This window comes from Paraburkholderia sp. DHOC27 (assembly GCF_003429005.1).
Classification (GTDB): domain Bacteria; phylum Pseudomonadota; class Gammaproteobacteria; order Burkholderiales; family Burkholderiaceae; genus Paraburkholderia.
Genome location: NZ_QVQV01000002.1, coordinates 702891 through 729126 on the forward strand (window position 1 = coordinate 702891; position 26236 = coordinate 729126).

Below are 26236 nucleotides of genomic sequence, written 5' to 3' on the forward strand. Positions count from 1 at the left end.
CAGGCTACCCCTGCTTCAATATGAGTAAATCACGCCGAAGAACACACCACGCGAGCGATCATCGCCCGCAAGGTGCCAGCGGTACTGCACCGACAGATCCACATACGAACGCGGCGCGTCGTACTTGCTGTCGCGGAACCAGTAGCGCGTCGACACACCGACACCCGCCCCAAGCGGAATGCTGTGATCGACCGTGGAGTCGTAATCCGCGCCGATCACGGCATACGGGAACACTGTCCAGCGCGGACTGAAGCGATCCAGCCGGTACGTGCGGCCCATTTCGATGCTGCCCGTGCCGTAGCTCGATTCGCGGTTCAGGTAGTAGCCACCCTCGCCATAGATCTGCGCGGTCCACCACGACGGCACGTCGACCCGGCGCTCGGTGCCGAAGCCACCCGAATACGCAACGCGTGCCAGCCAGTCCGGATCCACCTGATTGCCGATCGGGATGACGCGCTCGAAGGCGAAAATCGCGTCGATATCCGCGAACGGCTTCACGCGTGCGCCGAGCGAAGCCTGCAAGGTATCCACCCCGCTCGGCTGGCCGCCCTTGACGCCGAAGCTGTCGTAAGCCCGCGCGTAGACCTCGAACAGACGGTCGCCGAGACTGCCGAACGGCCGCCAGTAGACTTCCGAACCCGCCTGCCAGTTGTTCGAGACGCCTGGTGTGGGCGAGGACGCGAAGCCTGGCTGGATACCGGCACCGCGATAGTTCAGCGAAGTGTCGAAGCCCCAGTTGCGCGTCACGTCGGCATGGGCGCTGCGCATCTCGTACAACTGCGCCGGCGTGGCGGCCGCGTCGCCGTCTGCGGGTGCGAGGCCGGCGTCGATGCCGCGTTCGAAGTACGCGGCGGCGTCCTTATTGCGGTGCGCCTGCAGCGACGCATAGGCGGCGTCGGCCGTCGCGCTGGGCGGCAGCTTGCCGTCCTTGTCGGCCTGCTTGAAGCGCGCGGCGGCATCGCGGTTGTCGCCGGCACGCTGCGCGATGTAGGCCGCGGTCAGGTCCGGCATGGCCGCGAGCAAGCCGTCATCGACCGCTTGCCGTGCCTGCGCAGTCGCTTCCTTGTCGTCGCCCGCGTTGGTCAACGCGTTGATCAGTTCGACGCGATGCTCGGCATCGTTAGGCGCGGCTTTCACGGCTTCCCGCGCAAAACCCACGGCCGCCTTCTTGTCGCCGCTGGTGGTTGCCTCGGTGACCGCGCGCGCAGCCGCGAAACCTGGATCGGCGGCGTACACGTCGCAGTTGGCGCCGAATACGCTGCCACTGCAATCGAGGATGGGACGCTTCGCAGGATCGAGCGGCGTGGCCGGCAACGTGGCCGCTGCGGGCTGGGCCGTGGCCTCGCTTGCGCTCACGGCTGGCGTTGCTGCCGTTGTAGCTGTTGCGGTTGCCGCCGTAGCGCCCTTGCCCGCTTCCTTCAAGCGGCGACGCGCCTCGTACAGACGCTGGGCGATTGGCGGATCGGTATCGTCGCCACTCGCCTTGAGCGGCGCGAGCAGATCCACCACGCGTTGCGCCTGCCCTTGCGAGAGCCACACATCGGCGATGATCACGCGTGCCGTGCGCTGATTGCGCGCGGTGGCATCGTTCGCATGCAGTGCCTTCGTGAAGTCGGCGTCGGCCTGCTCCACCTTGCCCTGCGCCGCCCGCACATAGCCACGCAGCACGATCGGCATGATTTCGGTGTCGTCGCTGGCAATCGCGTCGCTTGCAACCTGCTCGACTGCCGGCAGGTCGTTCGCGGCAAACAGCACCTCCATCAATTGCAGGCGGTAGTCGACCTGATCCGGCGCATACGCCACCGTCTGACGCCCCAGCGCAGCGGCCTGCGCGAGATCGCCCTGCTTGCGCGCCGCGAAGGCAGCAGCGGAACTCTTCGGCGCAAGCCGATTACCGATGAACGTGCGGCGCAGCCGCAGTTCGTCGGTATCACCGAAGCGCTTCACGGCGTCGAGGTCCGCGTTCCATGCTACGGAATCCTGACCACCTGCGCTGGCTGCGTCGATCAGCAGCAGACGCAGGCGCAACAGGTCGGGGCGCAGCGCGATCACGTCGTTGGCGTACTTGACGGTGTTCGCATAGTCCTGTTTGGCATACGCCTGATAGGCCGCCTGCCCCGCGACGAGCGCCGGGCCAGTCAGTGCATCCGGGTCGTTCGGCGCCGTCGCCTTGTTGCGATTGCGCGCCACCGCCAGGGTCGAAGCGCGCAGCGCATCGATCTGCCTTTTGCGCGCAACCAGTGCCGGATCGTGGCCGAGTTGCGCGATGGCTTCGTTGAGGCTATGGCTCGCATCGACGAGACGCCGTTGCGCGGCGAGTGCATTGGCGAGCAGCAGACGCAGCGACACCACGTCGGGCCGCTGACGGATCGCCTCACGCGCCTCGGTGATCGCGCCGCTGTAGTCGCCGTGCGCGAAATCGCCATACGCCTGCTGGGCAACGCGGTAGGCCGCGCCGCTCAGCGGCAGCGGCTGGGTATCGTTAGCGAGCGTGGTCGACGCGCCGGCACCCGCACCCGTCGCCGCTTGCGCGGCATGAGCCGTGTGAGCAGCACCCAGCGCCAGCGTCGCTAGCGCGACACCGCTCCATGCATGCACCACCGGTACGGCGAACCTGCGCCACGTAGGAGGAAAATCGATCATTCGGAGGCCGCCACACCGCCACGCAGGCGATGCTGTTGCTGGATTACGTTGTCGAGTGCGGCGCGCGAAATCACTTCGCGGGCCACCATGTAGTCGCCGATCCGCCCGTGGCGATCCGGCCGGTAGTGCTGCAACGCCGCTTCGAACGCATCGCGCCGCACGTGGCCGTGCTCGATCAGCAGATCGCCGAGCAGCGGCACACCACGCACGGCCGGCGCCGCGTCTTCGGCTTCGCGCGCAGCCGTCTCGACACCGCGCAGCAAACGCAGACCCGCTGCGATCTCGCCTTCGCGGACGATCTCCTGCGTGACCGGTGTGCCGATCAGCGTTTTCAGTTCGTCGAGCACCGGCTGCGGCAACGGACTGGCCGTCAACAGCACCGCTTCGCCGTGCGGCCCGTCGCCTTGCGGCAGCGTACGATGTCGCACGATCGCTTCGAGCGGCAGACGTGCGGCGTCGTGCTGTAACTGCTCCGTGCGCAGACGCCCACGCGGCAGATCGGCCTGAAACGCGATGGCTTCCGCCAGCGTTTCTTCGTCGAGCCAGCCCTTGGCCATCAGCACGCGGCCGAGCGGCGCCTCGCGTGCATGGCTTTCGCCCAGCGCCTGTTCGAGCTTGTCGGCGTCGATGGCCTGCCATGACACCAGCAGTTCGCCGAGCCGCTGACGCCGGTCGATAAAACCATCCGCCGACGGAAAGTCGTGCATGGTCTTGTCCCATGCGAGCCGCTTGCCAGTGACGAGGTGCGTGAGGAACAGCTTCCACGCACGCGACACCGCCATGAAGTTGATGAAGTTACCCACCACCATGCGCGGAATCGACAACACGCCGTGCTCCCAGCCGTACAGGCGGGTCACGAAGTAGAAACGCTGCACGACGCGCAGCAGCAGCGCCACGCCGTTAGCCCACAGCAGCGCCTGCAACCATGCGGAATCGGCGAACGGCGAGGCGATCAGATCGGGCAGCAGGCCGAACAGATCAGCCGCGGCGAACAACAGGAACTGCACGACGAGCACATACGCGAACATGCCGATGAAGGCCGTCACCGTGCCCTTGCGGTCGCGCGCCAGCAGATAGCGGTTCGCGAGCGAGCCGCTCCAGCCGGTCTGCTTCCAGCCTTGCAGGCCGATGCCAAGGGCCCAGCGCGCACGCTGCCGGTAGGCGGTGCGAAACGTGTCGGGGAAAAACTCGCGCACGCACAGCGGCATCGTCAGTGTGAATTCACGCTCCTTGCCGAAACCGAACCACGATTTGCGGCGCGTCGAAAACTGCACGGGAAAGCGCGCAAAAATGGACTGCATGCCCATTTCGCCGAGACGTGTGCCCACGTCGTAGTCTTCGGTCAGGCTCTCGGTGTTGAACGGCTGGTTGCCCGTGGCTTCGATCAGCGAGAGCAGCGCGCGCCGCGAGAAGCAGGTGCCCACCCCTGCCGACGGCACGCTGCCCGCCAGGCTCTCGCGCACCACGAGGTCCTTCGCGTGCCATTCGGCGAACTCGTCCATATAGGTGCCGGCCACCAGTTCGAACCAGTTGCGTTCGAGCGAGGCCACCGGCAACTGGATCATGTCCTTGCGCGGCAACAGGTAGTTGAAAAAGCGCAGCTCGACCGGATGCAGCACGTCTTCGCTGTCGTGCAGCACCACGCCGGCAAACTCGATTCCCGCTTCGCGCTCGTGACGGAAGATGGCCTGGATCACCCAGTTCAGACAATCCGCCTTGCAGGTCGGACCATCGTGCGGCACTTCCACGCGGCGCAACTGCTTGTAACGGCGGCGCATGCGCTCGACTTCCGCGATGGTCTGCGGATCGTTCTGGTACGTACCGACGAACACCACGTAGTTGCGGTAATCGAGCACCCGCACCATGTCTTCGATCATCGCCGCGATCACGTCGTACTCGAGCCATGCGGGCACCATGATCGCGAGCGGCTGCTCTTCATTGGCGTACAGCTGCGCGCTCGTGAGTGGCTTGTAGGTGCGCTGCACGGTATAGCGGCGGATGATCAGGCGCGTCCAGTACCAGACGTCGACGAACAGATCGTCGAGACTGGACAGCAGGATCAGGAACGCCACCCCCGCCGCGACATATTCGAGCCCGTGGTAATAGTGGGCGACGAAATAGCCCCCATACCATTTGATGAGTGCAAGGCTCACGACTTGTCCTGATTCCTGCGGCGCGCAACCCGGGCGACCAGCAACAGCACGATGAACAACGCCACCAGCACGGCCGGCGCGCCCCAGCGCAGCCAGTCGAGCGCGAGCCACGGGCCCTTCGTATCGCTCGCGTCCGGCACTTCACCCGGATGACGCGTATCGAACTGGCGCAGCACGCCGCTGCCGTCGACGATCGCCACGTCGCCACGCGACAGTTGCAGCGAGGCCGGAATGATCGGTGCGGTATCGCCCACCGTGCGATACACCACGCCTGACACGTCACCCGCCTTCACCGTTTCGATCACACCGACGCGGTTCAGGCCCGAGACGTCGGCGAGCATGCGGCCCGATGCATCGGTGAGCGAAAGACGGTCGCTGGCGAGACGCGCGACGCTGCGCTCGCCGTTCAGCGCGACATCTACGGCCAGGAACGGACCCTTCGGCGCAACGGCTTCGTTATCCGCCGCGACGCTGAATTCGGCGCGCGTCGGTGCGATGCCGGTCGCGTTCGCGAGGCTGGCAATGCGGCCGAGCACGTGCGGTGCATCGTTCAGATACGCGTTCGGCACGATCACGCTGGCTGCCGAAGCGAAGCGCGCCACCATGCCGGTGAAGTCGTCATCCACACCGGCTTCGACCAGCGTGATATGGCTGCTCGGCAACACGGCAATCGGATGACCCGGATCACGCGCCGTACAGCCGCCATCCGGCTGACGCTGGAACACCACGCGCAGCAGATTGCTCGGCGCCAGTGCGTAGTGCGGAATGTGCGCGCTGATGCGCTGCGGCTTGCCATCCGCCTGCAGCAATTGCGAGCCGATCAGCACGTCGTTGAAGTAAATCGAGGCCGTTTGCGCGCTGCCGTTCGAGGTCGGCGAAGCCGCCACGTCGAGCACCACGTCGCCCGGCAGTTTGCCGTTGCCCGAAGCTGCGCCCAGGTCGAAGTTCGCGTCCCACGTGGCGCGGCCCTTGACGTCGAGCGTACGCGGTTCGCCGCCCAGCAGCGCAAGCGCGATCTGGTCGGCGTGCGTGTTCGGCGAGCGGTCGATCTCATGCACGACCAGCCGGCTCGACACGTCGATGGGCAGCCACGAACGGGCCAGTACCGCCACGCCGTCGTTGTCGCCCACCACGATGGCGGTCTGCCCGCCCAGATGCGCGAGACGCACCTCGCCGGGGGCGAGCCGCTTCGCGATGGCATCCGTGGCGCGGGCGCGCCATGCGTCGAACGCCGTGGCTGAATCAGGCGACGCGCTCACGACCTGCTCGCGCAGTGCATCGAGCGTGAGCTTCAGGTTGTTGCGCAACGTGTCGTCCGCGACGATCACGTCCGGCGCGAAAGCCGTACGCGGCGAGAGCGCGACGAGCGCGCCGACTTCCGCCGGATTCGCCAGCTTGTGCGAGCCGCCCGTGGCCAGCGCGGCGAAGGCCGGAATCGCGCGCAGCGGCGCCGGCACATCCAGCGTGCCGAGTGCGACCGTGTCGCCCACTTTCGGCCACGCCTGGCTCACCGCCGTGTGCCCTTGACGCTGCAACAGCGCTTCGACGCGCCAGCCGGCATCGAAGGCCGGTGCGGCGAGCGTGCGGCCGCCCAGCATCACCACCGGCTTTTGCGGCAGTGCGCTCCATGCACCGCGCAGATCGTCGATCGCATCCGGATCGAAGCTATACGTGAGACGCGTGGTGGGGGCGATACGCCAGACATTGCCGATCGCGGTCTGATCCGTACAGATGTTGTCGCTCAGCACCGACGACCAGTCGAGACCGACGCGCACGAAGCCCATCGAACGCGCGCTGCCGTCCACGCCGACGCTTGCCGAAGCATCACCCTGCGCATCCACCGGGCTGCGTGACAGCACCGGCGAGCCATCCAGCGACAGCAGCATGGTGGTGCGGCCGCCGTTGCCACGCAGATAGCTGCCGTCCAGTTGCAGCGTTGCGTTGCTGAGCGGCAAGCCAGCCGGTACCGGCAGATACAGTTCCTGACGCGAGTCCGGGGCACGCAGCACGATGGGCTCGCGCATCCCGAGTTCGGTGAGCGAAACGGTACGCGTCGCCAGACGGCCACTGCCGAGTTGCGCGAAGGCGCCGCTGAGGTCAGCCGGTTGTTGCGCGTGGGCAGCCGGGCCCACGATCATCAGTACGGCGAGCGCCGTCAAGCGCAGGCGCAGAAACTTGGAGGGAGTCACGATCGTTTGTCTTGAAATAAGCGCGCAAACCTGAAACTCGGAATGCGCTGCCGGGTTAAGCCGAAATGCTGAAAATAGGTGGTGGTCCTGGGGGCAAAGCGAATCACCCAGGACGCGCTCGGGTGGTCGGTCGTGGCGTTCGCTGCGGCCTACAACACGGAAGCGGTCTGCGCGACGCGCCGCGCCTGCAATGCCGCCGTGCTGCCGAATTCGTCGAAGGGACGTCCCGCGAGTGCCGCGACGATGCGCTCCGACGCGTGGCCATCGCCATAGGGATTGATACGGCGCGCGAAGTCGTCGCGCTCACGTGCGTCTTCGAGCAGGTCCATCACCGAGCGCACGATCACTTCGCGCTGCGTGCCGACCAGTCGTACCGTGCCCGCGCTCACCGCTTCCGGGCGTTCGGTGACGTCACGCATGACGAGCACCGGCTTGCCGAGCGCCGGCGCTTCTTCCTGCACGCCACCCGAATCCGTGAGGATGATCGAGGCGCGCTGCATGAGACGCACGAAGCCGAGGTAATCGAGCGGTTCGATCAGATGCACGTTGCGGGCTGCGCCGAGTGCTTCCTGCACCGGACCGCGCACATTCGGATTCAGGTGCACCGGGTAGACGATCTGCACGGCATTGGTACTGGCAAGCTCACCGAGCGCCGCGCAGATGTTGGCAAAGCCATCGCCGAAGCTTTCGCGGCGGTGGCCCGTGACGAGCAGCACCGGCAGCGTGTTATTCAGGAATTCGAAGCGTGTATCGAGTTCAGCGCGCAGTGCGGCGTCACCGTCGATGCGTGCGACGGTCAGATTGAGCGCGTCGATCACCGTATTGCCGGTGACGATGACGCGCCCGTGCAACGATTCACGCGCGAGGTTCGCCTTCGAACTGGCGGTCGGCGCGAACATCAGGTCGCTCATCACGTCCACCACGCGGCGATTCATTTCTTCCGGCCACGGTTGCATCAGATTGCCCGTGCGCAGACCCGCTTCGACGTGGCCAATCGGAATGCGGCGATGAAACGCGGCCAGCGCGGCCGCCGACGCGGTGGTCGTGTCGCCATGCACCAGCACGCGATCCGGTTGCGCGGCCGCGAGCACGTCGTCGAGCGAAGCGAGCAAACGGGAAGCGAGACCGTTGAGGGTCTGGTTGCCCGTCATGAGTTTGAGGTCGTAATGCGGCACGATCGAAAACAGGTCGAGGACCTGGTTCAGCATCGACTGATGCTGGCCGGTCACACAAACCACGGATTCGATATTCGCGTCGGCTTCAAGACGCTTGACGAGCGGCGCCATTTTGATGGCTTCAGGCCGGGTGCCGAATATCGACAAAATCCTCGTTGGCATATTATTTTGTGCTGTTCATGATGTTGATCGGCGGCGGGGACACGGATTATTCGCTCGATCACGCATGAGCCAAACCCTGTGATCCCAGGCCTTTGCAACACCGATGTCTGTGAGCGCCTTCATTAATGGACGCTTGCAAACCGAACGCTTTGGCCTTGCCTGACTAATATTCGTCCGGACCCACCGTAGTGGCCCCATATCCGGCTTTCGAATCGCCGGCGAGTATAACGGGTGTTTACGGCAAAACCTTCAACGAATTTAGGCCTGAGGGGGTACGCAAACGGCGAAATTCTGGCTGCAAAACAGGGGGTTGGCGGCTGTAAGCGGCGAGAAGACTGGGCGCAAACGTTTAACGCCGATTCACGTAAGGCGACGTGCGGCTGTTGTTATTTGACAATGGTTAACCTTCATACTTAATACCGCTTCGCGGCATTACTCCGGTGACGCGGATTTTGATTCATTTTTGAAACGTTTTTGAACTGGATTTTTTGCCCGCGTTAAAGTTTCGATCAATCGTGCTTTACTTTCAACGAGCTTTCGATAATCGCTTTAAATCGGCAATGCGGAGTGCCCAAATTGCGGGATTTGGTGTGATTTGAAGCGGCGCATTCACCGCCCTGCCTTTTATCCCAGTTGGCGATGAGATGGCGATGAGATGGCGATGAGATCGCGACGAGCGGGCGTTGAGCCAGGCCGAATACCTGGTTGTCCGAAAGTATTTAGCCTTGGCTAAAACCCATTCGGCCACCTGCGGCGCGTTGCGGTGCGGCATGCGCCGCGCAGTCTTGCTGACAATCTTTGGCGAATCCAGGCACAGGAGTTGCTCCACCACGGTCGGCGGCACCGACACGATCAACGCCCCGGTAAATGCCGAAGGCACGTGGACGACAAAGGCCGGCCGGTTCCAATATTCCTGCAATCCATCGAGGAGAGACACATGCTTCGCTACGCCGCAATCTTCTTCATCATCGCCATCATCGCCGCCGTGTTCGGCTTCGGCGGTATCGCCGCGGGCGCGGCCGAAATCGCCAAGGTCCTGTTCTTCATCTTTATCGTGATCTTCCTCGTGACCCTGCTGATGGGCGTGGTCCGACGCTAGCAGTAAAACGGACCGGTCACGGGCCGCAACGTATTGCAATAGTTGCCTTGCCACATTGCAATAGTTGCGGCCCGTGCTGTTTGTTGCATGATGTACCCGTTCTACTACGCAGCCGCCGGATTCAATTCAGCATGCAGCACCACCAGCCAGCGGTGCGGACAGTCCGCGGCAATCGTCAGCCCCGCTTCACCATTGCGCGCTTTAACAAAGCCCTTCTCTTTGGCCACGCGGAAGGCGCGGCGCGCATCGGCCTGTAGCCACATCGACACGAGGCCGCAGGTTACGAAACCAAACACCGAGACGATTTGCGGCGCAACGTCCGCATCGATCTGCCGTGCCAGCAGCGTGAACGCTGCCGTCAAAAGCTGGGCGGTTGCGATCGCAACCAACACGATCTTCAACATGCCCCGCACCATCATCCACGGTCGTGAGTGCACCATGATTCTCTATATCCTTCTTGTTGCCATTTAGCGGGATGCTTCGATGAAACCGTGAGCACCGCTCACGCGGCGCAGGCGACCGGCTTGCGCGGCAGTGTGAGCCGGTGCGACCAGTTCGCCAGCGTGCGGGCCACCACAGCCGGTTTGCTCAAGATGGCGCTGGCGTAGCGCTTGCCGTCGAAGCGCACGAAATCGACGATGCGAAAGCCCTGGCTGCGGTACAGCGCAATCAGATGCGTGGCGGGCTGCGGCGTATCCAGCGCGAGTTCCGCGTAGCCGCGAATGGCGGCCCAATGATCGGCGAGTGCCAGCAACAGGGTGCCGACACCGCGCGCCTGCCAGGCCGGCTCGACGGCGAACTGGCGCATGCTGGCCACGTCATCGCGCTGATACAGCGTGCAAAGCGACTCGCGATCCGGCGCGTAGAGCGTCAGCGTGCCGACAATCTGGCCATCGCACACCGCCACATAACAATCGCCACGCCTTGCTCGCGTGCACGTGACCTCGACAGTCTGATCCACGCAGGTGCAATTCAGACCCATCGCGCCGAGCCGCGCAAACGCACGATGCAGCATGGCCGTGAGTGCTTCATAGGAATCGCGCGCGGGATCGAAGCGCCGCAGCTCGACGCGGCCAGCGCCACGTCCGACATGGTGGATTGCAACGCGTTGCTGCCGGGCTGAGAGAGGTTTCACCGTGACCATCCAGGTTCATCAGATGATCGAAGTGTAGGTTTGGCGGCATGGCGCCCGCAAGAAAAAATCCCGTAAAAACCGCTGTAAAAGCGGCATAAAACGCGCATTGAGCGGACGCAACAAGCGGACGCAATGAACGGACGCAATGAAGCCGCTCAGCGAGTGCCCGACACAGCGTCGTCCGCTGCCACCGTCACGCGTAATGTTCGGCTTCGTAGAGCAGTTTGCCGGCTTCGTCGCGCGCCGCCAGAATGGGCGCGCATTCGATCGGCCAGTCCACGCCGATATCCGGATCGCTCCACAGAATGCTGCGTTCGTGTTCGGGATACCAGAAGTCAGTGACCTTGCAGAGGCACTCGGCCCGCTCGGACATCACCACGAAGCCATGTGCAAAGCCTGGCGGCACCCAGATTTGCCGGCGGTTCGCCGCGCTCAGATGCACGCCGATCCACTTGCCGAAGGTATGCGAACTCAGGCGGATATCCACGGCCACGTCGAACACATCGCCCACCAGCACACGAATCAGTTTGCCCTGTGGATGCTGGATCTGATAGTGCAAACCACGCAGCACGCCGCGCCTTGAACACGAGTGATCGTCCTGTACGAAGTCGACGCCATCGGTGACGTGCAGTGCAAATTGCTCGGCATTGAAGGCCTCGAATGAACTGCCCACGTCATCGCAGAACAGATCCGACTCGACGACCTTGACTTCCGGCAACGCGGTTCTCATCACCCGGATGCCTCTGCCGCTCGCGCCATGCAGCGAAGCGGGCACTTGCCCGCGCTGCGCTCCCGCGCCGCGACTCGCCGCCCGCACATAACCGCGCCGCGCGCCATGCATGCCCTGGCGAATCTGCGCGGAGTAACGCACGTTCATGCCAGCGCCCCCGCCACCCTGCGCGTGATGGCCAGGTATTGCTGTGCGGTGTCGTTCAAGGTCAGGCCATCCAGCGAGCGTGCTACACGCGGGGCGCGCAATGCGTCGACCATCGCACTCGCGTATGCAGCGGTATGCGTCGTGTCGAGTAACTGCACGCCAGGAAAGTCGCGGGCGAAATGAAACGCGTCGATGCGGCTCGCTACGACCGGTATGCCGGTTGCCAGCGCTTCGAGAAACGCAATGCTGTGCCCTTCCGACAGCGACGGCATCGCGAATACGCGCGATTCGGCCAGCAGACGCGTCACGTCATCGCGCGGGCCGTCGACGATCACGCGTCCGTTCAGACCAAGCTCGCTGACGAGCGCCTTGACCGCGGCGAAATACGCCGGGTCTTCCACCACGCCCACCAGCAACAGACGCGCATCCTTGACGACCCGCGCCGCTTCGGCAAACGCACGCACCGTCTGCAGTTGATTCTTGACCGCGTTATAGCGGCCAATCTGCACGATCTGACCGCCATCGCTCTGACGGTTCGTCGCGCTATCGGTGGTGCAGACGAAGCGGCTCGTATCCACTCCGTTGGGAATCACCTGCATCAACGGATGACGGCCAATGGCTGCTACGTAGTCCTTGACGTTGGCTTCGGAGACGCCCACCACCGCACCGGCGCGCCGCGACAGCACACGTTCCACGCGGCGAAACATCGAACGCTCGAAATCGTTCGCCGCTGAGTGCATCACGTAGATGACGGGCACGCGCACGGGCAACGCGCGCGCGTAGAACGCGGGAATGGTTGCGTGCGCGAGCAGCACGTCCGGCTTGAAGCGACCAATGGCCTGATACAGATGCCACAGCTTGCCAAAACCACCGTGTGTACGCGTGGGAAACAGACACGTCACCGCCTGTTCGTCCAGTTCCGCACGCAACGCGGCGAAGTCATCCAGTTGCGGCAGCAACGAAGCAAGCGCCACCGTATCGCCATGCTGGCGTTGATGAACCGCGAGATCTTTGGCGAGCACTTCGGCGCCGGACAGACGCGGTGCGAGAACGAGATGAAGAATCCGCATTACGGCCTCTTGAGGATTCGATAGAACATCCAGGCGGCGGCGGCGCTCAACCCTGCCGTCATGGCCCACGCCACACCTGTGACGCCCCACAGATGCGTGGCGGGCGGCACGATGATGACGAGCGCGATCACCTGCAGAATGGAAGCCTGGGTCGCCGCCTTCGGTGCGCCCACCGCGCGCAGGTACGCCACCAGCATCGCAATCACAGCGCCAATCGCCATGTTGATGACGAAAATCTTGAAGAGCGGCACCGCGGACATCCACGCCGGCCCGAGCACGAACATGAAGAGCGGCGCGGCAGTCCAGCGCAGCACCAGCACGACCGCCACGAGACCGATGACGATCACGGTCATGTAGCGCGCGAAGAGCTTGGCAGCGGAACCGTCCTCACGACGATGATGCGCGGAGAAAGTCGGAAACAGATATTGACCGAGCGCGATGGCGGCGTCGGCGAGCAGCATCTGCGCGAGCTTCGACGACATCTGATACGCGCCGAGTGCGACGGGGCCAAGCAGCTTCGCGACCAGCACCTTGTCGAACTGGTTGAGCAGCAGATTGACGACGCTGCCGGCCCAGATCCAGCGGCTGAAGTTCACGTAGTGACCGATGCCATGCCAGGCAAGCCGCACAGGTGGCCGCGGCGTCATGGTGGTCCATGTCAGCACGGTCTTGAGCGTCTCGCCGACGATCATGCCGATCAGCACCGAAAACGCCCCCATGCCGCCCCACGCACACGCGAGACCAATCGCGCAGTCCGCAAACGCCGCGGACGTTTCGACGCCCGCCAGTTGCTGGAAGCCGCGATCGCGTTGAACCATGTAGTAGGCCGGTGACGCGATACCACGCAGCAATGGCAACGCCGCCGCCATTTGCAGCAGCACGAGTGAGCCGCCCAGGTGGAATTGCGCGTTCATCAACGGCGCAAGTGCGATGAGAAGCAGCGCGATGAGCGCGCCGCGCGCGGTGAGTGTGGTCCAGACCGCACCCAGCTCCGCGCGGGTGGGAACGCTCCTGGCCTGCACGACGGCTTGCGCGAGTCCGGTGTCGCTGAGTGCTTCGGCAATCGCCACCGCCAGCAACGCAACGCTCACGCTGCCGATGGCGGCCGGCCCGAGCATGCGGCCAATGGCCAGAAATTTCAGCGCGACGAGGCCGCGCACGACAACCTGCTGTAACAGCACCCAGGTGGCTGCGCTGCCACCAAATGCAGGCCTCATCGAGACAAGCGGAAGCCTGATCGATCTCACGGATGCCCTCCCCTTTAGTATGCGCCAATCCATGCCTGACACGTTAACGCGGCTGTTTATGCGGGGACCGCCATCTCATAGCCGATATCGGCCCCTGGCGGACCCGTGGCCCTGTTTTTAGTTACCTTGCGCATATGCCGAAAGATACCGTCCTCATTATCGAGCCCGATTTCTCGGGACACCGCTGGCGTTATGCCGAATGGGCCGCGCAGGCGTGTCTCGAAGCGGGCTACGCCTGCGTGATTGCGACCGCCTCGGCGAACGCCACGCATCCGCTCGCGCAGCGCCTCGCCAGGCCACAGGTGGACGGCGCGCGCGCGCCCGATCTGCAGATCACCTTTGTCGATCCGCCGACGCAGGAGTCACGCCGCGGCCTCGGGTCGATCAGCTACGTGCGGTTTTTCCGCTATTTCCAGCACATCTTCAAGACGGTGAGCCGCGAGCATCCCGTGGTGCGCGTCATCGTGCCTTACGTCGACTACTTTCTGTACGCACTGCCCGCGCTGGGTTCGCCGTTCGGCAAGATGCCGTGGGTGGGCATCACCATGCGGGCGACGTTTCAGCATCACGAGGCCGGTGTAGTTGCGCCACGCCGCCCGCTGGTCAACGCGGTCAAGGCGCAACTGTTCCGCCGGGCGCTGCGCACGCCGGGTCTGCGGACTCTGCTGAGCATCGATCCCACCCTGGGCGACTGGTGCGAGAAAAACGCCGCGGCAGATAGCGCCACGGTGCAATATCTGCCCGACCCGAGCCCCGATACCCCCGCTCCCGATCCGCTACAGGCACGCGAACGGCTCGGGCTGACGCTGTACGGCCAATACGTGCTGGTCTATGGCGCCATCAGCGAACGCAAGGGCATTTACGAACTGGTCGATGCACTCGCCGCGCGCGCGGACGCGCCCACGCTCGTGATTGCCGGCTCGCAGGACATGGACGTGCGCGCGCCGCTCAAGCGCCGCCTCGCGCAACTGTCTACGCCGCCCATCGTGCTCGATCAATTCATTTCCGGCGAAACCGAAAGCGACCTGTTTGCCGCCTGTGACGTGGTGTGGCTCGGCTACAAGGGGCACTACGGCATGAGCGGCGTACTGGTGCAGGCATATCGCGCCGGCAAGCCGCTGATTGCCACGGCGGAAGGCCTGATTGGCTGGTTCTGCCGCGACGGCGCGCTCGGGCCCGTGCTCGACGATCTCTCGGTCGACGCGATCAACCAGGCGCTCGATCTCGCGCTCGATTCGTACGACGCCTATCCGCGCCAGTCCGATGCAGCGGGCGGTCATCTGCTGGAACGCAATACCCTCAGTCACTTCAAGCAGACCTTGCAGTCGGCGCTGCGCGACAACGCGGTCTTGACCGCCGAGGAATGCCGCCAGGGCGCGGCCGCCTGATCGCTTCGCTTCAATTCCCTTCGCTTCACCACTGAAAAGAAAAGCGCGTGCCAGTCACGGCACGCGCTCGATGAAGCCAATCCCTCAAAGCACCTGTCCGCGTACCGCCGGCACTTCCAGTTCCTCGGGCATGCCCTCGCCGCGCGGCCCTTTGCGGCGCGCCGGGAAGATCGCATCGCGAATGCGCAGGAACGGGAATTCGATGGCCCGCGTCGTCACGTAGCCAATCACGATCGCGATCACGAACTGCGCGATCAGCACCGGCGCCCATGCGGCCACAGGCGGGACATGCCAGGCCGCGAGCTTGCGGATCAGCATGTCGCCGGGCGCGAGCGCCAGCGAATGCCACAGATAGATCCCGTACGAATACACACCCACCCATGCGATGGCACGGAAGAACCATGCCGTGCGCAGATTTTTCGAATATTCGAGGGTCAGCACGATCAGCGCGCAGAAGCCCAGCGCCTGCAGCGTGTAGCCAATGCTTTCGTCGAGCGGCACGTTCTTGGTGGCCAGCACGAGCCACGCAATCAGCGCGATCACGATCGCAATCAGCGTCTTCTTGTGGGATGCAATACGCTGATACAGCTCCGGCTTCATCCAGTAGACCGCAGCCAGAATCACGCCGAACAGCAGGCTGTCGATGCGATATTGGGTGTAGAAGAACGCGGCTTCCAGCTCGCCTTTGGACACCACGAAGCAGCGCGCCGCCAGCACGATGCCGCAGATAGAAAGCAGAATGGCGATGATCGCCGACGAGCGCAGTTTGAGCATCGTCACCAGCAACAGCAGCGCGGGCAGGAACAGATAGAAGTGCTCCTCCACCGCCAGGCTCCAGGTCTGCGAAATCGACGAGCCCAGGTAGTTCTGCATGTGCGTGAGATTCTGCACGAGGAAGGTACTGGTGGGATGCCGCCCGGCGAACACATGAAACAGGATCAGCACGTAATACGCGGGCCAGATCTTGAAGATCCGTCTGATGATAAAGCGGCGCGCGTCGATGCGGCCCACCTTCGCATACTGCTTGAGCAGCAGCCCGCCCACGAGGAAGCCGCTCAGCGTGAAGAACAGGTTGACGCCTTCCTGGCCGAAGTTCTTGAGCGGGTATTCAATGGCTGAAATGATCGCGCTGCCGGTATGCACCGTATGGAAATGGAACCCCATCACGGCGATGATGGCGATTCCACGGATGAAATCGAGTTCGATCAAACGTTGCGGGCCCTTTGACGTGCCCGTGCCGAACCAGCGCATGATTTCCCCCTTCCCACCCAATAAAAGCGCAGCTAATGTATTGAAAACGATTCCCCACCATCTGTCCTCATATCTTGTTGTGCCAGGTCCGCCGTCATCCGCCAACATCACGCCAATCGCGGCCATGCGCGAACCCTGTCGGCACTGTCCAACAGCCGTGTGCGCCAGCGTACCTAGCCGGCTGGCGAATCACGCCGAAGACTAGTTATTGCGCGCCGCTGTCACGGAAGGCGAATTTACGCACTGCTATATTCGTCGCAATGATTGGGGGAATCGGGGGCCTTGGGAATCATCCCAGGAGACTACCCGCCATCGCACTGCCGGCTCCCTATGAGCCCGCCCGGTTGCGCCCTTTTCGCTCAGGAGAAGCCGACCGTGCGCAACAAATTCACCGCCGTCTGGATCTGGCTCTTTCTCGTGCCGCTTGCGCTCGATTTCAAGGCGGCCGAGGATGCCTCCAGCCATCTCGCCCAAATCCTGCTCGTGGTCCCCTCGGTTGGTGCGGGCCTGTTGCTGCTGCTGATCGCGCCGCGCTTCGAAGGCCGCTCGCATCTGCGCAAGCTCATCACGTGGGGGCTGCTTGCCACGGTGCTCGGCAGCGCCGTCACGCAACTGCTGCAAGGCAATGATTTCGGCAACTATCTGCGCGTGCTGCTGCCGTTCATGCTGTTTCTGCTCGGCTACTTCGTGGCCTGCCATCCGTGGAGCGACGTACGCCTCGCGCAGATCGAAAAAGCCCTGTTCTGGGCAATGGTCCTCTCGCTCGTATTCAGCTTCGTGTATGGCGTGGCGACCGGCGGCGGTCTCGACAAGGTGCGTTTTCACATCGTTTCCGTGACGTTCCTCGGTTTGCAGGCCATCCTGCTGCACGAATTCGTGGTGGCACACCGTCACACACGCTTCGCCATTGCGCTGTTCATCGGTACGGTCGTGATCGAACTGCTGAGCGTGACACGCTCGCTGCTGATCGGCACCGCGCTGCTGTTCGTTCTCGCCACGTGGCTCAGCGCGCCCTCGTTGCGGCATCTGCTGCGCGCTGCCACGCGCGCCATCATGATCTGTCTGCTGATCGGTGTTGCCATTGTCGGGGTGGCGTCGTTGATGCCGAGTGTGTCGGCCCACTGGACACAGCGGATCTTCGCCTCGAAGGAAACCGAAGCCGGGGTCGATCCGACTACCATCACGCGGCTCGCTGAAATGAAGGACCAGTACGATCAGGTGACCGGCACGCCCTCTTCGTTGCTGCTGGGCGAAGGGTACGGTCACATATATCGCTACTCGCCCACTTACCTCGCCGATCTGCAAGGGCAGATGAGTGCGAAGGATTTCTTCGCCATTCACGAATGGGTCGCCGGCCACAACTTCTGGGTCTATCAACTGTTCGCCGGGGGCCTGTTGTTTGGCATCGCGATGCCGCTCGCCATCCTGTATGCGTTATATAAGGCGTCGCAGGCGCATCGCGAGTGGCGGCGACGCATGCCGAACCTGTTGTATCTGCCGGTGCTGGGCCGCTCCATTCTGCTGCTCGCCGCGCTGCCCGCCACCTCGATTGGCGGCAATCCACTCGGACCGCGTTTTTCCGGGCTCATCTACGGTGTCGCGCTCGGGCTGGTGGTGGCGAGCTACGCACGCATCGCGCAGACGCTGCGCGTACGCGCCACGCGCCGCGCGCATCGTCCGCATCGCGCTCCGGTGATGACGCCGCACGCGGGCGTCGCGCAGTGGCCAGCCGGCAACCTCGACGCTCACGCCGGCATGGGACAGTTGCCGCACAGCCTGCATGGCAGGGCACGCTCATGAAACTCCTTCATCTGCTGTCCACGCTGGATCCGCGCGCCGGTGGTCCAACTGAAGGTGTGCGCCAGAGCGGTCTCAACATGACCGCGCTCGGCCATCAGATCGAAGTCGCCACCGTCGACGACCCCACTGCGCCGTGGGTGAAGGAATTCCCGCTGCCCGTGCACGCGCTCGGTCCCGGCAAAGGCTTTTACGGCTATACGCAGGAACTCGTGCCCTGGCTCACCACGCATGCGCCGTTGTATGACGCCGTGATCGTCAACGGCTTGTGGCAGTACCACAGCTACGCGACGTGGAAAGCGTTGCGCCGACTCAACGTGCCGTACTACGTGTTTCCGCATGGCATGCTGGACCCGTGGTTCAAGCACACCTACCCGCTCAAGCATCTGAAGAAGTGTCTGTACTGGCCGTGGGCGGAATATCGGGTCTTGCGCGACGCGACACGGGTGGTCTTCACCACGCAGGAAGAGTGCCGCCTCGCGCGCGAATCGTTCCGCCTGTACCGGGCGCACGAGGAAGTCGTGGCATTCGGCACGAGCCGCCCGCCCACGCACGCGCCCGACTTGCGCGAAGCGTTCTATGCGGTGCATCCCGAACTGCGCGGCAAACGTCTGCTGCTGTTTCTCGGCCGTATCCATCCGAAGAAGGGCTGCGATCTGCTGCTGAAGGCATTCGCCGCTGCGCGCCAGCACGATGCGTCGGCGCATGTGGTGATGGCTGGGCCTGACAGTATCGGCTGGGGCGCCACCTTGCAGACACTGTGCAAGGACCTGGGCATCACCGGACACGTCACATGGGCCGGCATGCTGCAAGGCGATGCCAAGTGGGGCGCGTTTTACGCGAGCGATGCGTTTGTCCTGCCGTCGCATCAGGAGAATTTCGGCATCGCCGTGGCTGAAGCACTCGGCTGTGGTCTGCCCGCGCTGATCTCCGACAAGGTGAATATCTGGCGCGAAGTGGCCGAAGACGGCGCCGGATTCGTGGCGTCCGATACCGAGCAAGGCACGCTAGAGAGTCTCGCGCGCTGGCTGCGGCTCGACCCGGCTGCCGCTGACGTGATGCGCGCGCAGGCCATGCAATGCTTCGAGCGCCACTTTACGGTCGACGCCATGTCGTCCGATCTGCTGCGCGTGTTGCAGCAAGGGCGCCCCATTGGCGGCAGCAGGGAACGTTCCCTCGTGCTGGAATAAGCCATGGTGGTTCAAATGTAAAAGGCCCCGCTAGCGGGGCCTTTCCACGTGACGCACGCGGGCGCCGTAGCGCCCGCAGCCTCGTGTCACTTCTTGACGAGAAACAGCATATCCTCGCGCAGCGGCCGCACTTCAGCGGCGAACGGCAGCTTCTCCGTCGCGGCTTCGCCATTGCCGACAAACACCTGTCCCATCGTCGCCACGTCGGTCAACGGCACTGCGTGATGCGCGCGCAGCGTGTGCGCCACGTGTTCGGCCAGACGCAAGGTCAGCGCCGTGATCGTGATGGTCGGGAAGTTTGCGCCCACCGTCGGGAACACCGAACTGCCGGCCACGTACAGATTTGCCATGCCGTGTACCTTGCAGTCGCTGTCCACCACGCCCTGCTTCGGCGAATCGTGCATGCGCGTCGTGCCCATGTGGTGCCACGTGCCTTCCAGTTGCGTGGGCCACGGCTTGCCTTCCAGCGGCTCGTCGAGCGTCACCTTCGCCACGCCCGCGCGCTCCATCTCTTCCGCAAGGAGGATGTTGGTGCGGTCGAAGGTGCGCTTCACCAGCTCTGTCAATTGCCAGTCCACCTTCACGCGGTTCATGCCGAGCTGGTCGCGCTGGTTCGACAACGTGACGCGGCTGTTGCGGTTCGGCTCGGCTTCGACGATGGTCTGAAACTTCACGTCCGTGATCAGCGCACGCGGCTGGAACAGACGTGCCGCCCCGAAGGCGCCCGCCTCGACCGGATGCATGGCCATGGTGAGCAGATCGCGCGTGAGGCTCCAGCCAGGCTGGTCTTTCTTGAGCACGGCCTGCTTGCAGCGGATCAGCGCTTCCGCACCCGCCGTGTTTTCGCCGTAGAACATCGAATAGAACCAGACGCGCGCATTGAGCAGCTTTTCACGTTCGAGCACTTGCTGGGTGAGCGCGAACTGTGACGAGATATGCTGACCGTGCGCCTTCACGGCATCGTTCTGGTAGTGGTATTTGATGTCGTAGAGCTTGTTGCGCGCCCACGCCTTGTTAAAGCGGATGCTGCCCGACATCACACGCGGATGGTCCATGAAATAGCGGCCCACCAGATCATGGCCATTACCGAGGCCCGCGGACTGCACGCGGTTGGAGGCCAGCAGCAGGCGCGCGTTTTCGATGCCGCCGGTGGCCAGCACGAATACCTTCGCCGACACCGCGAAGCGCCGCCCGCTCAAGGTGCCCACCTGAATGCGATTGACCCGTTGCGCGTGGCTGTCGGTTTCAATGTCGAGCGCGTTGGCGTACAGCAGCACCCGCACATGCGGCGACTTCAGCAGTTCGCTGCGGTACTGCTTGCCGAAGCGCACCGGCGGGCTGAACTGCGAAATCGTGTCGCGCACCGTACCGCTCGGTAGAGGATGCCTACGCACGTCCGCGCGATTGATCGACGCTTCCCAATGAGCCGGATCGAAATTCTGCGGCCCCAGTTGCAGCAGCGCATGGGTGCGGGCGTAATACGGCTGCAGTTCTTCCAGCCCGAACGGCCAGCCGCTGTCCTGCACCCAGTCGCGCTTCTCGAAGTCCCACGGATCGAGCGGACGGCACCAGCCGCCCCAGCAATTGCTGCTGCCGCCGAGGAAGCGGCTGCGGCTGCCGTCGGCGAAAGTGTATGGAATGCCGACGTTTTCGCCGCGATAGAGATCGCGTGTCTCGTCGTCGGGCTTGTACCCGCCGCTCTCCAGCACGCAGGTATCAATGCCCAGCTTGTCCATTTCGAGTGCGAACGTGATACCCGCTACGCCCGCCCCGATAATGCAGACGGTTGTTTCGAGAACCGTCCGATCTTCAACACTGCGGCTGTCGATGAACATCCCCGCTCCCCTGATTCTTGTGCAGCCGTATCCGCGCGCCTTACTGGCCGCGTGCCTGAGGAAAACGCTTCTTGATGAACTGCGCCGGATTGCCGCCGTAAATGCCTTCGGCTTCCAGCGAACGATGCACGACCGAGAGCGGCGTCACCAATGCCGAACGTCCGATCGTCACGCCCATCTGCACCACGCACTTCGAAGCGATCCACACACCGTCTTCGATCACGATGGGCGCCACGCGCAGATCCATCGTGGTGGCGTGATCGTGTGAACCCGTGGTCAGAAAAGCGCCCTGCGAGATGCACACGTTCGCGCCAATGCGGATCGGCGCCTGGTTGTAGATCCACGCATCGACACCGAACCACGAATTCGCTCCCACCTCGAGATTCCAGGGCGCCTTCACGCGCAGCGGGTGCACGAAGCGGCAGTTCGGGCCAATCTTCGCGCCGAACAGACGCAGCAGCGCCACGCGCACACCCGAAAGTGGAATCAGCTTGTTGTTGATGACGCATGCCTCGACGAGGAACCACAGTGCCTCGGTGAGCCGGCTCACACGCCGCACATAGTTGCCCTTGCCGGCGCGGCTCAGATCGATCACACGCGGTACCGTTATCGAAGAAGCGGGCGCCCCTGAACCCCACTCTTCCGGCGCATTGATTTCGTCGCGTTTCATCTGCTTATGTACCCCACTTGCATCCGGTTCATGTGACGGAGAACCGCCGTATGCCGTCGTTTTCACGCCGCGCTTACCCCTTCGCCGCTGCGAAAACCCTGCGATAAATTGTGCCCAGTCCTTGCTGCGTTTCGATTTTGCGACCTCTCGATTGGCTTGATGTGCACAGGCTTTGTCGTCTTTCGACTGGCCCGCCAATCAAGCTGTGGCGCGGTTGCCGGTACCATGCACAGGTAGGGGCAAGACGCTGTGTCCCGCCCTCATGAATCGCACTGGAACCCCGCCATGAACTCACTTTCCCGCGGCCCTTTATTCGCTCTTCGCTTCGCCGTTCCATTCGCCTGCCTGCTCACGCTTGCCACCGGCACTGCGCACGCACAAACCGTTGCCAACTACGGCGATGCACCTGCAGCAGAGGCACAAGGCGCAGCGGCTGCCGCCAATCGCGCGGCCAATGGCAACGCCTTCAATGCGACCGGCGACGACGCGCAACTGCTGGGCGGTCCTGCTGCCTACGGCGACGCCTATCAACCGCGCCAGCCTGCCGCTGGCGCCAATGGCCAGGGCACCACCGCGTTCGAACACATGCTCAACGACCCTGGCACGCCGCAGGCCCGCAATGCACCGCTTCCTAAAGCCAAGGCCGGTGCAGCCGCCGGACTCGCGAATGGCAAGGGCACCTTGGCTGCGGGTGCCCAGGCACCGGCTGCCGGCAACGCAGCCTTGCAACTCTATGGCGACGGCACCGCAACCGGTGCCGCGCGCCACGAAATCTACAAATCACCCTGGTAAGCCTGGCGCCGGGTCAGCCCGGCGCCATTCAAATCAACTGCGCCGTTCAATCCACCTGCGTCGATTCCAGCGGCGTCTCGGCGAGCTTTTCGTGCGACACACCGCCGTTCATCGTGGACGGCACACTAGCCGAGCGCGCGACCACCGCATCGTTGCCACACAACTGCGCCAGCTTCGCGTTCAACGCTGCAAACACACTCACGCTCGACAGGCTGCGCTCCGCATACTCGCGCCCCGCTGCACCGAGTGCCGCACGGCGCACGGGGTCCGCCGCCAGCGCCTCGATCGCCTCCACCAGCGCGCCGACGTTTTCCGGCGGCACAGCGACCCCGCGTGTCGCCACTACGTCATACAGTTCCGTACCGGCACAGGCCATCGCGATCACCGCGCGGCCGCTCGCCAGCATGCCGCCGAGTTTGGACGGCATCACCAGATCGGCAGCGCCACCCCGTTGCGGCAACACGTGAATGTCCGCGAGATTGAGCAACTGATTGAGCTGATGCACCGGTTGCAAGGAAATGAACCGGCAGTTGGGCGAACCGGCGCAGCGCGCTTCGAGTTGTTCGCGCATCGGACCACTGCCGCAGAACACGAAGCTGATGTCGGTGCGCCGCGCCAGTTGCACGGCCGCCGCGACGACGATCTCGAGCCCCTGCTTCGAACCCATGTTGCCCGAATAGAGCACCACGGTTTGCGGATTGGCGTCGCTGTCGAGCCCGAGCAGCTTGCGATAATGCTGCGCATGCGCGAGCGGCACGATGGCGCGCGTGTCGACCCAGTTCGGCAGGCAATACGTCCTGCGCGCATCGACGCCCTTTGCGAGCGCCCGCTCGACCATCTTCGACGAGAGGCTCGATACCACGTCGAAACGCTTCAGCAGGCTGCGTTCCACCGCGAGCGCAACGCGCCGCGAGCGCTTGCCTTCGATCACGCCCAGATCGAAGGCCGCGTCGACTTCGTAATCCTGAATGTGCAGCCACGACTTCGCGCCGGAGAGGCGCGCAACCAGCCACGCACCCGGCGCGCTCATCAGGCTCGGTGCGATGCTCATCACCACGTCGGCACGCCAGACGAGCTGGGCCATCAGCACCGGCATGGCGCTGACCGCATAGCTCGCCAGATGCAGCAGACGCGAGGCGCCCGTCGGCTTCGCCGGCACCCATAGCGGCACGCGCAGCACGCGCACGGCGCCACGCCGCTCGGCACGATAACGCCAGCCGCTATAGCCTTCGGCAATGCGCCACTGCGGGTAATACGGCGGCCCGCAGACCACGCGCACGTCATGTCCTTCCGAGGCCAGCGCATCCGCCATTTCAGCGGTGTATTTGCCGACACCCGTGAGCTCCGGCGCGTAGTTGAGCCCTACGATTAATATTTTCATACCCCTCCCATCCACTCACCATGCCTCGCGCGCCGGCGCTGCATGTCAAATCCGTGCATCCAGGTGCAACACCCGGCTAGTGCGCCAGCATCATGGCGCAGCCACGTGCGATGTTCGAAGCAGCATGCGGTGGATCGAACCGCCCAATCACCTCCATACATGCGCGAGCGGTTTTCTCCGTATCGGCGAAGGCCTCCAGCGCCTGCAGCAACATGCGTTGCAAGGACGCCGTATCACCCGAACGGAATGCATAGCCTGTCACGCCGTCGATGACGAGTTCCGGCACGCAACCGCAGTTATCACTCACGACAACCGGGCAACCGTGGTTGAGCGCTTCGTTGACCACCAGACCCCACGGCTCGCTGAAACTCGGCAGCACCATGCAGGTGGCGCCGAAATACTCGCGCGACAGTCCTTCGTCCTGCAGACTGCCGACGAAGTGCACGGCATGCGCGATGCCCGCGTCCTGGGCGGCCTTCTGCAACTGCTCGCCCTGCGGGCCGGTGCCGACAATGCGCAACTGCGCCGCGGGAATCCGCTGCACGATCGCGCCGAACGCCTGCAACAGCGCGTCGACGCCCTTCTCCTGCGAGAGCCGCCCGACGAACAGAAACACCGGCGCCTGGCCACTGCGCGCGCGCAGACGTTGATCGAGCGCCTGCTCCGGTACGAACGAACGCGGCAGCGCCGCCGCCTGGCACGGAATGAAGATGCGCTCGCGTTTCGCGCCGAGCGACATCAGATACTCGCGGCTGCGTTCACCGAAACCGAAATAGCCGTCGCACAGCGCGAAAAACATGCGCTTCGGGATCGAGGTCAGCAACCGACGCGGCCGGTCCCGTCCGGTGGAATCGCAAAACACCGCGCGCCGCTTGCCGGTCAGAATGCACGCAATCAACATGGCCCAGTACTCGGGGCGGTGATAGCCCGGCAACACCACCAGGTCCGCATGCGTGCGCAGCACTTCCATTGTCAGGCGATACGTCATGCGCCACGTGGGCACGTCTTCGTAGCAGCCATCGAACAGCTTGCGCATTGGATACTGGTGATACCCGTAATCCACATCCGAGAAGCCGAGCCGGAAATGCTCCGTGTCGGAGATCTGCACAATCTGATACTTGATCGGGCTGGCCGCCGAAATGTCGTGCAGGGCCGAAAACACCACACCCTTATGACGCGACCAGACCACGTTATGGAAAATCGTCACGGAACCGCTTGCCATGTCACACCGTCCCTTCGGAGAGCGTTGCTGCGCCGAAACGCGCAATGAAATCCTGATACGTCGCCTCGATGCCCTCCTGCAAGCCAATGCGCGCACGCCAGCCAAGCCGCGTGAGACGCGAGACATCCAGCAGCTTGCGCGGCGTGCCGTCAGGCCGCGACGGATCGAACACGATCTCGCCGTCGAAGCCCACCACTTCCGCAACCTGCTGCGCGATCTCACGAATCGACAGATCCTCGCCCACCCCTACGTTCAGCAAGCCATCCGCGACTTCGCGTTCGAGCACGAACGCGGTGGCCGCCGCGAGATCGTCCACGTGCAGAAACTCGCGGCGCGGCGTACCCGTGCCCCACACCGTCAGTTCACTGTCGCCATTCAGCTTGGCTTCGTGGGCCTTGCGGATCAGTGCGGGCAGCACGTGACTCGTGCGCAGATCGTAGTTGTCATTAGGACCGTAAAGGTTGGTCGGCATCAGCGCCACGTACTTCGTGCCGTACTGGCGGTTGTACGCTTCGCACAGCTTGAGGCCGGCAATCTTGGCAATTGCATACGGTTCGTTGGTCGCTTCCAGCGGCGAGCTCAGCAGATACGCTTCTTCAATCGGCTGCGGGCACGCCTTCGGGTAAATGCACGACGAACCGAAAAACACCAGACGCGTGACACCCGCCTGATAAGCAGCGTGTATCACGTTGGTCTCGATGGCGAGGTTCTGGTAGATGAAGTCCGCCGGTTGTGTCGCGTTGGCGAGAATGCCGCCCACCCGCGCCGCCGCCAGCAGGACCACTTCCACCCGCTCACTGGCAAAGAACTGCTGCACCGCGCGCTGATCGAGCAGGTCGAGTTCAGCGTGGGTGCGCGTCAGAATCTGCGTGTAGCCGTCCGCCTGCAGACGTCGCACGAGCGCCGAGCCCACCATGCCCCGATGCCCGGCGACGAAGATCCGCGTGCTCTTGTCCATGA

Annotated in this window: 21 protein-coding genes; 5 read left to right on the top strand and 16 right to left on the bottom strand. The window is 63.8% G+C overall.

Features of this window, described 5'->3' with window-relative positions:
- Window positions 1–15: 15 nt before the first annotated feature.
- The 5 genes from D0B32_RS11345 to D0B32_RS32260 all read right to left on the bottom strand — a co-directional run bounded on the left by D0B32_RS11345 (window position 16) and on the right by D0B32_RS32260 (window position 9259).
- Window positions 16–2643 (bottom strand): NfrA family protein, encoded by a 2628-nt coding sequence (locus D0B32_RS11345; RefSeq protein ID WP_117334028.1) that lies wholly within the window; start codon window positions 2641–2643, stop codon window positions 16–18.
- The gene (locus D0B32_RS11350) at window positions 2640–4796 is read right to left on the bottom strand and encodes a glycosyl transferase family protein (protein WP_117334029.1); all 2157 of its coding nucleotides are present in this window, start codon (window positions 4794–4796) and stop codon (window positions 2640–2642) included. Before D0B32_RS11350 ends, D0B32_RS11345 begins: the two co-directional genes overlap by 4 nt.
- Window positions 4793–6985 (bottom strand): cellulose biosynthesis cyclic di-GMP-binding regulatory protein BcsB, encoded by a 2193-nt coding sequence (locus D0B32_RS11355; protein ID WP_259294959.1) that lies wholly within the window; start codon window positions 6983–6985, stop codon window positions 4793–4795. The genes D0B32_RS11350 and D0B32_RS11355 overlap by 4 nt, the downstream gene beginning before the upstream one ends.
- A 149-nt stretch (window positions 6986–7134) precedes the next feature.
- Entirely contained in the window at window positions 7135–8322 is a 1188-nt protein-coding gene (gene wecB, locus D0B32_RS11360) for a non-hydrolyzing UDP-N-acetylglucosamine 2-epimerase (protein ID WP_117334030.1), read from the bottom strand.
- A gap of 526 nt (window positions 8323–8848) precedes the next feature.
- On the bottom strand, window positions 8849–9259 hold the full coding sequence (locus tag D0B32_RS32260; RefSeq protein WP_147329516.1) for a hypothetical protein: 411 nt from the start codon (window positions 9257–9259) through the stop codon (window positions 8849–8851).
- On the opposite strand from D0B32_RS32260, the gene D0B32_RS11365 reads away from it, so the two are divergent.
- Window positions 9260–9421 (top strand): DUF1328 family protein, encoded by a 162-nt coding sequence (locus D0B32_RS11365; protein WP_074265082.1) that lies wholly within the window; start codon window positions 9260–9262, stop codon window positions 9419–9421.
- A gap of 104 nt (window positions 9422–9525) precedes the next feature.
- On the opposite strand, the gene D0B32_RS11370 is transcribed toward D0B32_RS11365, so the two are convergent.
- From D0B32_RS11370 to D0B32_RS11390, 5 genes are all read right to left on the bottom strand, one after another.
- Entirely contained in the window at window positions 9526–9861 is a 336-nt protein-coding gene (locus D0B32_RS11370; RefSeq protein ID WP_259294960.1) for a hypothetical protein, read from the bottom strand.
- Window positions 9862–9923: 62 nt separating this feature from the next.
- Window positions 9924–10565, bottom strand: a complete 642-nt coding sequence (locus D0B32_RS11375) for a GNAT family N-acetyltransferase (protein ID WP_117334032.1) — start codon at window positions 10563–10565, stop codon at window positions 9924–9926.
- A gap of 184 nt (window positions 10566–10749) precedes the next feature.
- Window positions 10750–11286, bottom strand: coding sequence for a dTDP-4-dehydrorhamnose 3,5-epimerase (gene rfbC / locus D0B32_RS11380; protein ID WP_259294981.1), 537 nt, complete (start codon window positions 11284–11286; stop codon window positions 10750–10752).
- A gap of 143 nt (window positions 11287–11429) precedes the next feature.
- On the bottom strand, window positions 11430–12503 hold the full coding sequence (locus D0B32_RS11385) for a glycosyltransferase family 4 protein (RefSeq protein WP_117334033.1): 1074 nt from the start codon (window positions 12501–12503) through the stop codon (window positions 11430–11432).
- Window positions 12503–13750, bottom strand: coding sequence for an oligosaccharide flippase family protein (locus D0B32_RS11390; RefSeq protein WP_117334034.1), 1248 nt, complete (start codon window positions 13748–13750; stop codon window positions 12503–12505). The genes D0B32_RS11385 and D0B32_RS11390 overlap by 1 nt, the downstream gene beginning before the upstream one ends.
- Before the next feature lie 134 nt (window positions 13751–13884).
- On the opposite strand from D0B32_RS11390, the gene D0B32_RS11395 reads away from it, so the two are divergent.
- Window positions 13885–15138, top strand: coding sequence for a glycosyltransferase (locus tag D0B32_RS11395; protein ID WP_117334035.1), 1254 nt, complete (start codon window positions 13885–13887; stop codon window positions 15136–15138).
- Window positions 15139–15222: 84 nt separating this feature from the next.
- Here D0B32_RS11395 and D0B32_RS11400 read toward each other — a convergent pair whose 3' ends face one another.
- Window positions 15223–16389: an acyltransferase gene (locus D0B32_RS11400; RefSeq protein WP_117334036.1), complete on the bottom strand. Its 1167-nt coding sequence runs from the start codon at window positions 16387–16389 to the stop codon at window positions 15223–15225.
- 375 nt (window positions 16390–16764) lie between these two features.
- Between D0B32_RS11400 and D0B32_RS11405 the strand changes: the two genes are divergently transcribed.
- Both D0B32_RS11405 and D0B32_RS11410 read left to right on the top strand, forming a co-directional pair.
- Window positions 16765–18189 carry a hypothetical protein gene (locus tag D0B32_RS11405; protein ID WP_147329517.1) on the top strand — a complete coding sequence of 475 codons (1425 nt, stop codon included), beginning with the start codon at window positions 16765–16767 and terminating at the stop codon, window positions 18187–18189.
- Entirely contained in the window at window positions 18186–19376 is a 1191-nt protein-coding gene (locus tag D0B32_RS11410) for a glycosyltransferase (protein WP_117334038.1), read from the top strand. Before D0B32_RS11405 ends, D0B32_RS11410 begins: the two co-directional genes overlap by 4 nt.
- Window positions 19377–19462: 86 nt before the next feature.
- Here D0B32_RS11410 and D0B32_RS11415 read toward each other — a convergent pair whose 3' ends face one another.
- Both D0B32_RS11415 and D0B32_RS11420 read right to left on the bottom strand, forming a co-directional pair.
- Entirely contained in the window at window positions 19463–21211 is a 1749-nt protein-coding gene (locus D0B32_RS11415) for a GMC oxidoreductase (RefSeq protein WP_117334039.1), read from the bottom strand.
- Window positions 21212–21251: 40 nt separating this feature from the next.
- Window positions 21252–21881, bottom strand: coding sequence for a DapH/DapD/GlmU-related protein (locus tag D0B32_RS11420; protein ID WP_259294961.1), 630 nt, complete (start codon window positions 21879–21881; stop codon window positions 21252–21254).
- Between the two features lie 285 nt (window positions 21882–22166).
- Here D0B32_RS11420 and D0B32_RS11425 point away from each other — a divergent pair, with 285 nt between their 5' ends.
- Window positions 22167–22673 (top strand): hypothetical protein, encoded by a 507-nt coding sequence (locus D0B32_RS11425; RefSeq protein ID WP_117334040.1) that lies wholly within the window; start codon window positions 22167–22169, stop codon window positions 22671–22673.
- Window positions 22674–22719: 46 nt separating this feature from the next.
- On the opposite strand, the gene D0B32_RS11430 is transcribed toward D0B32_RS11425, so the two are convergent.
- The 3 genes from D0B32_RS11430 to D0B32_RS11440 all read right to left on the bottom strand — a co-directional run bounded on the left by D0B32_RS11430 (window position 22720) and on the right by D0B32_RS11440 (window position 26234).
- Window positions 22720–24054: a glycosyltransferase WbuB gene (locus D0B32_RS11430; protein WP_117334041.1), complete on the bottom strand. Its 1335-nt coding sequence runs from the start codon at window positions 24052–24054 to the stop codon at window positions 22720–22722.
- Between the two features lie 76 nt (window positions 24055–24130).
- On the bottom strand, window positions 24131–25276 hold the full coding sequence (locus tag D0B32_RS11435; protein ID WP_117334042.1) for a glycosyltransferase family 4 protein: 1146 nt from the start codon (window positions 25274–25276) through the stop codon (window positions 24131–24133).
- A gap of 1 nt (window position 25277) precedes the next feature.
- A complete protein-coding gene (locus D0B32_RS11440; protein WP_117334043.1) occupies window positions 25278–26234 on the bottom strand; it encodes a GDP-L-fucose synthase in 957 nt (318 codons plus the stop codon).
- Window positions 26235–26236: the final 2 nt, after the last annotated feature.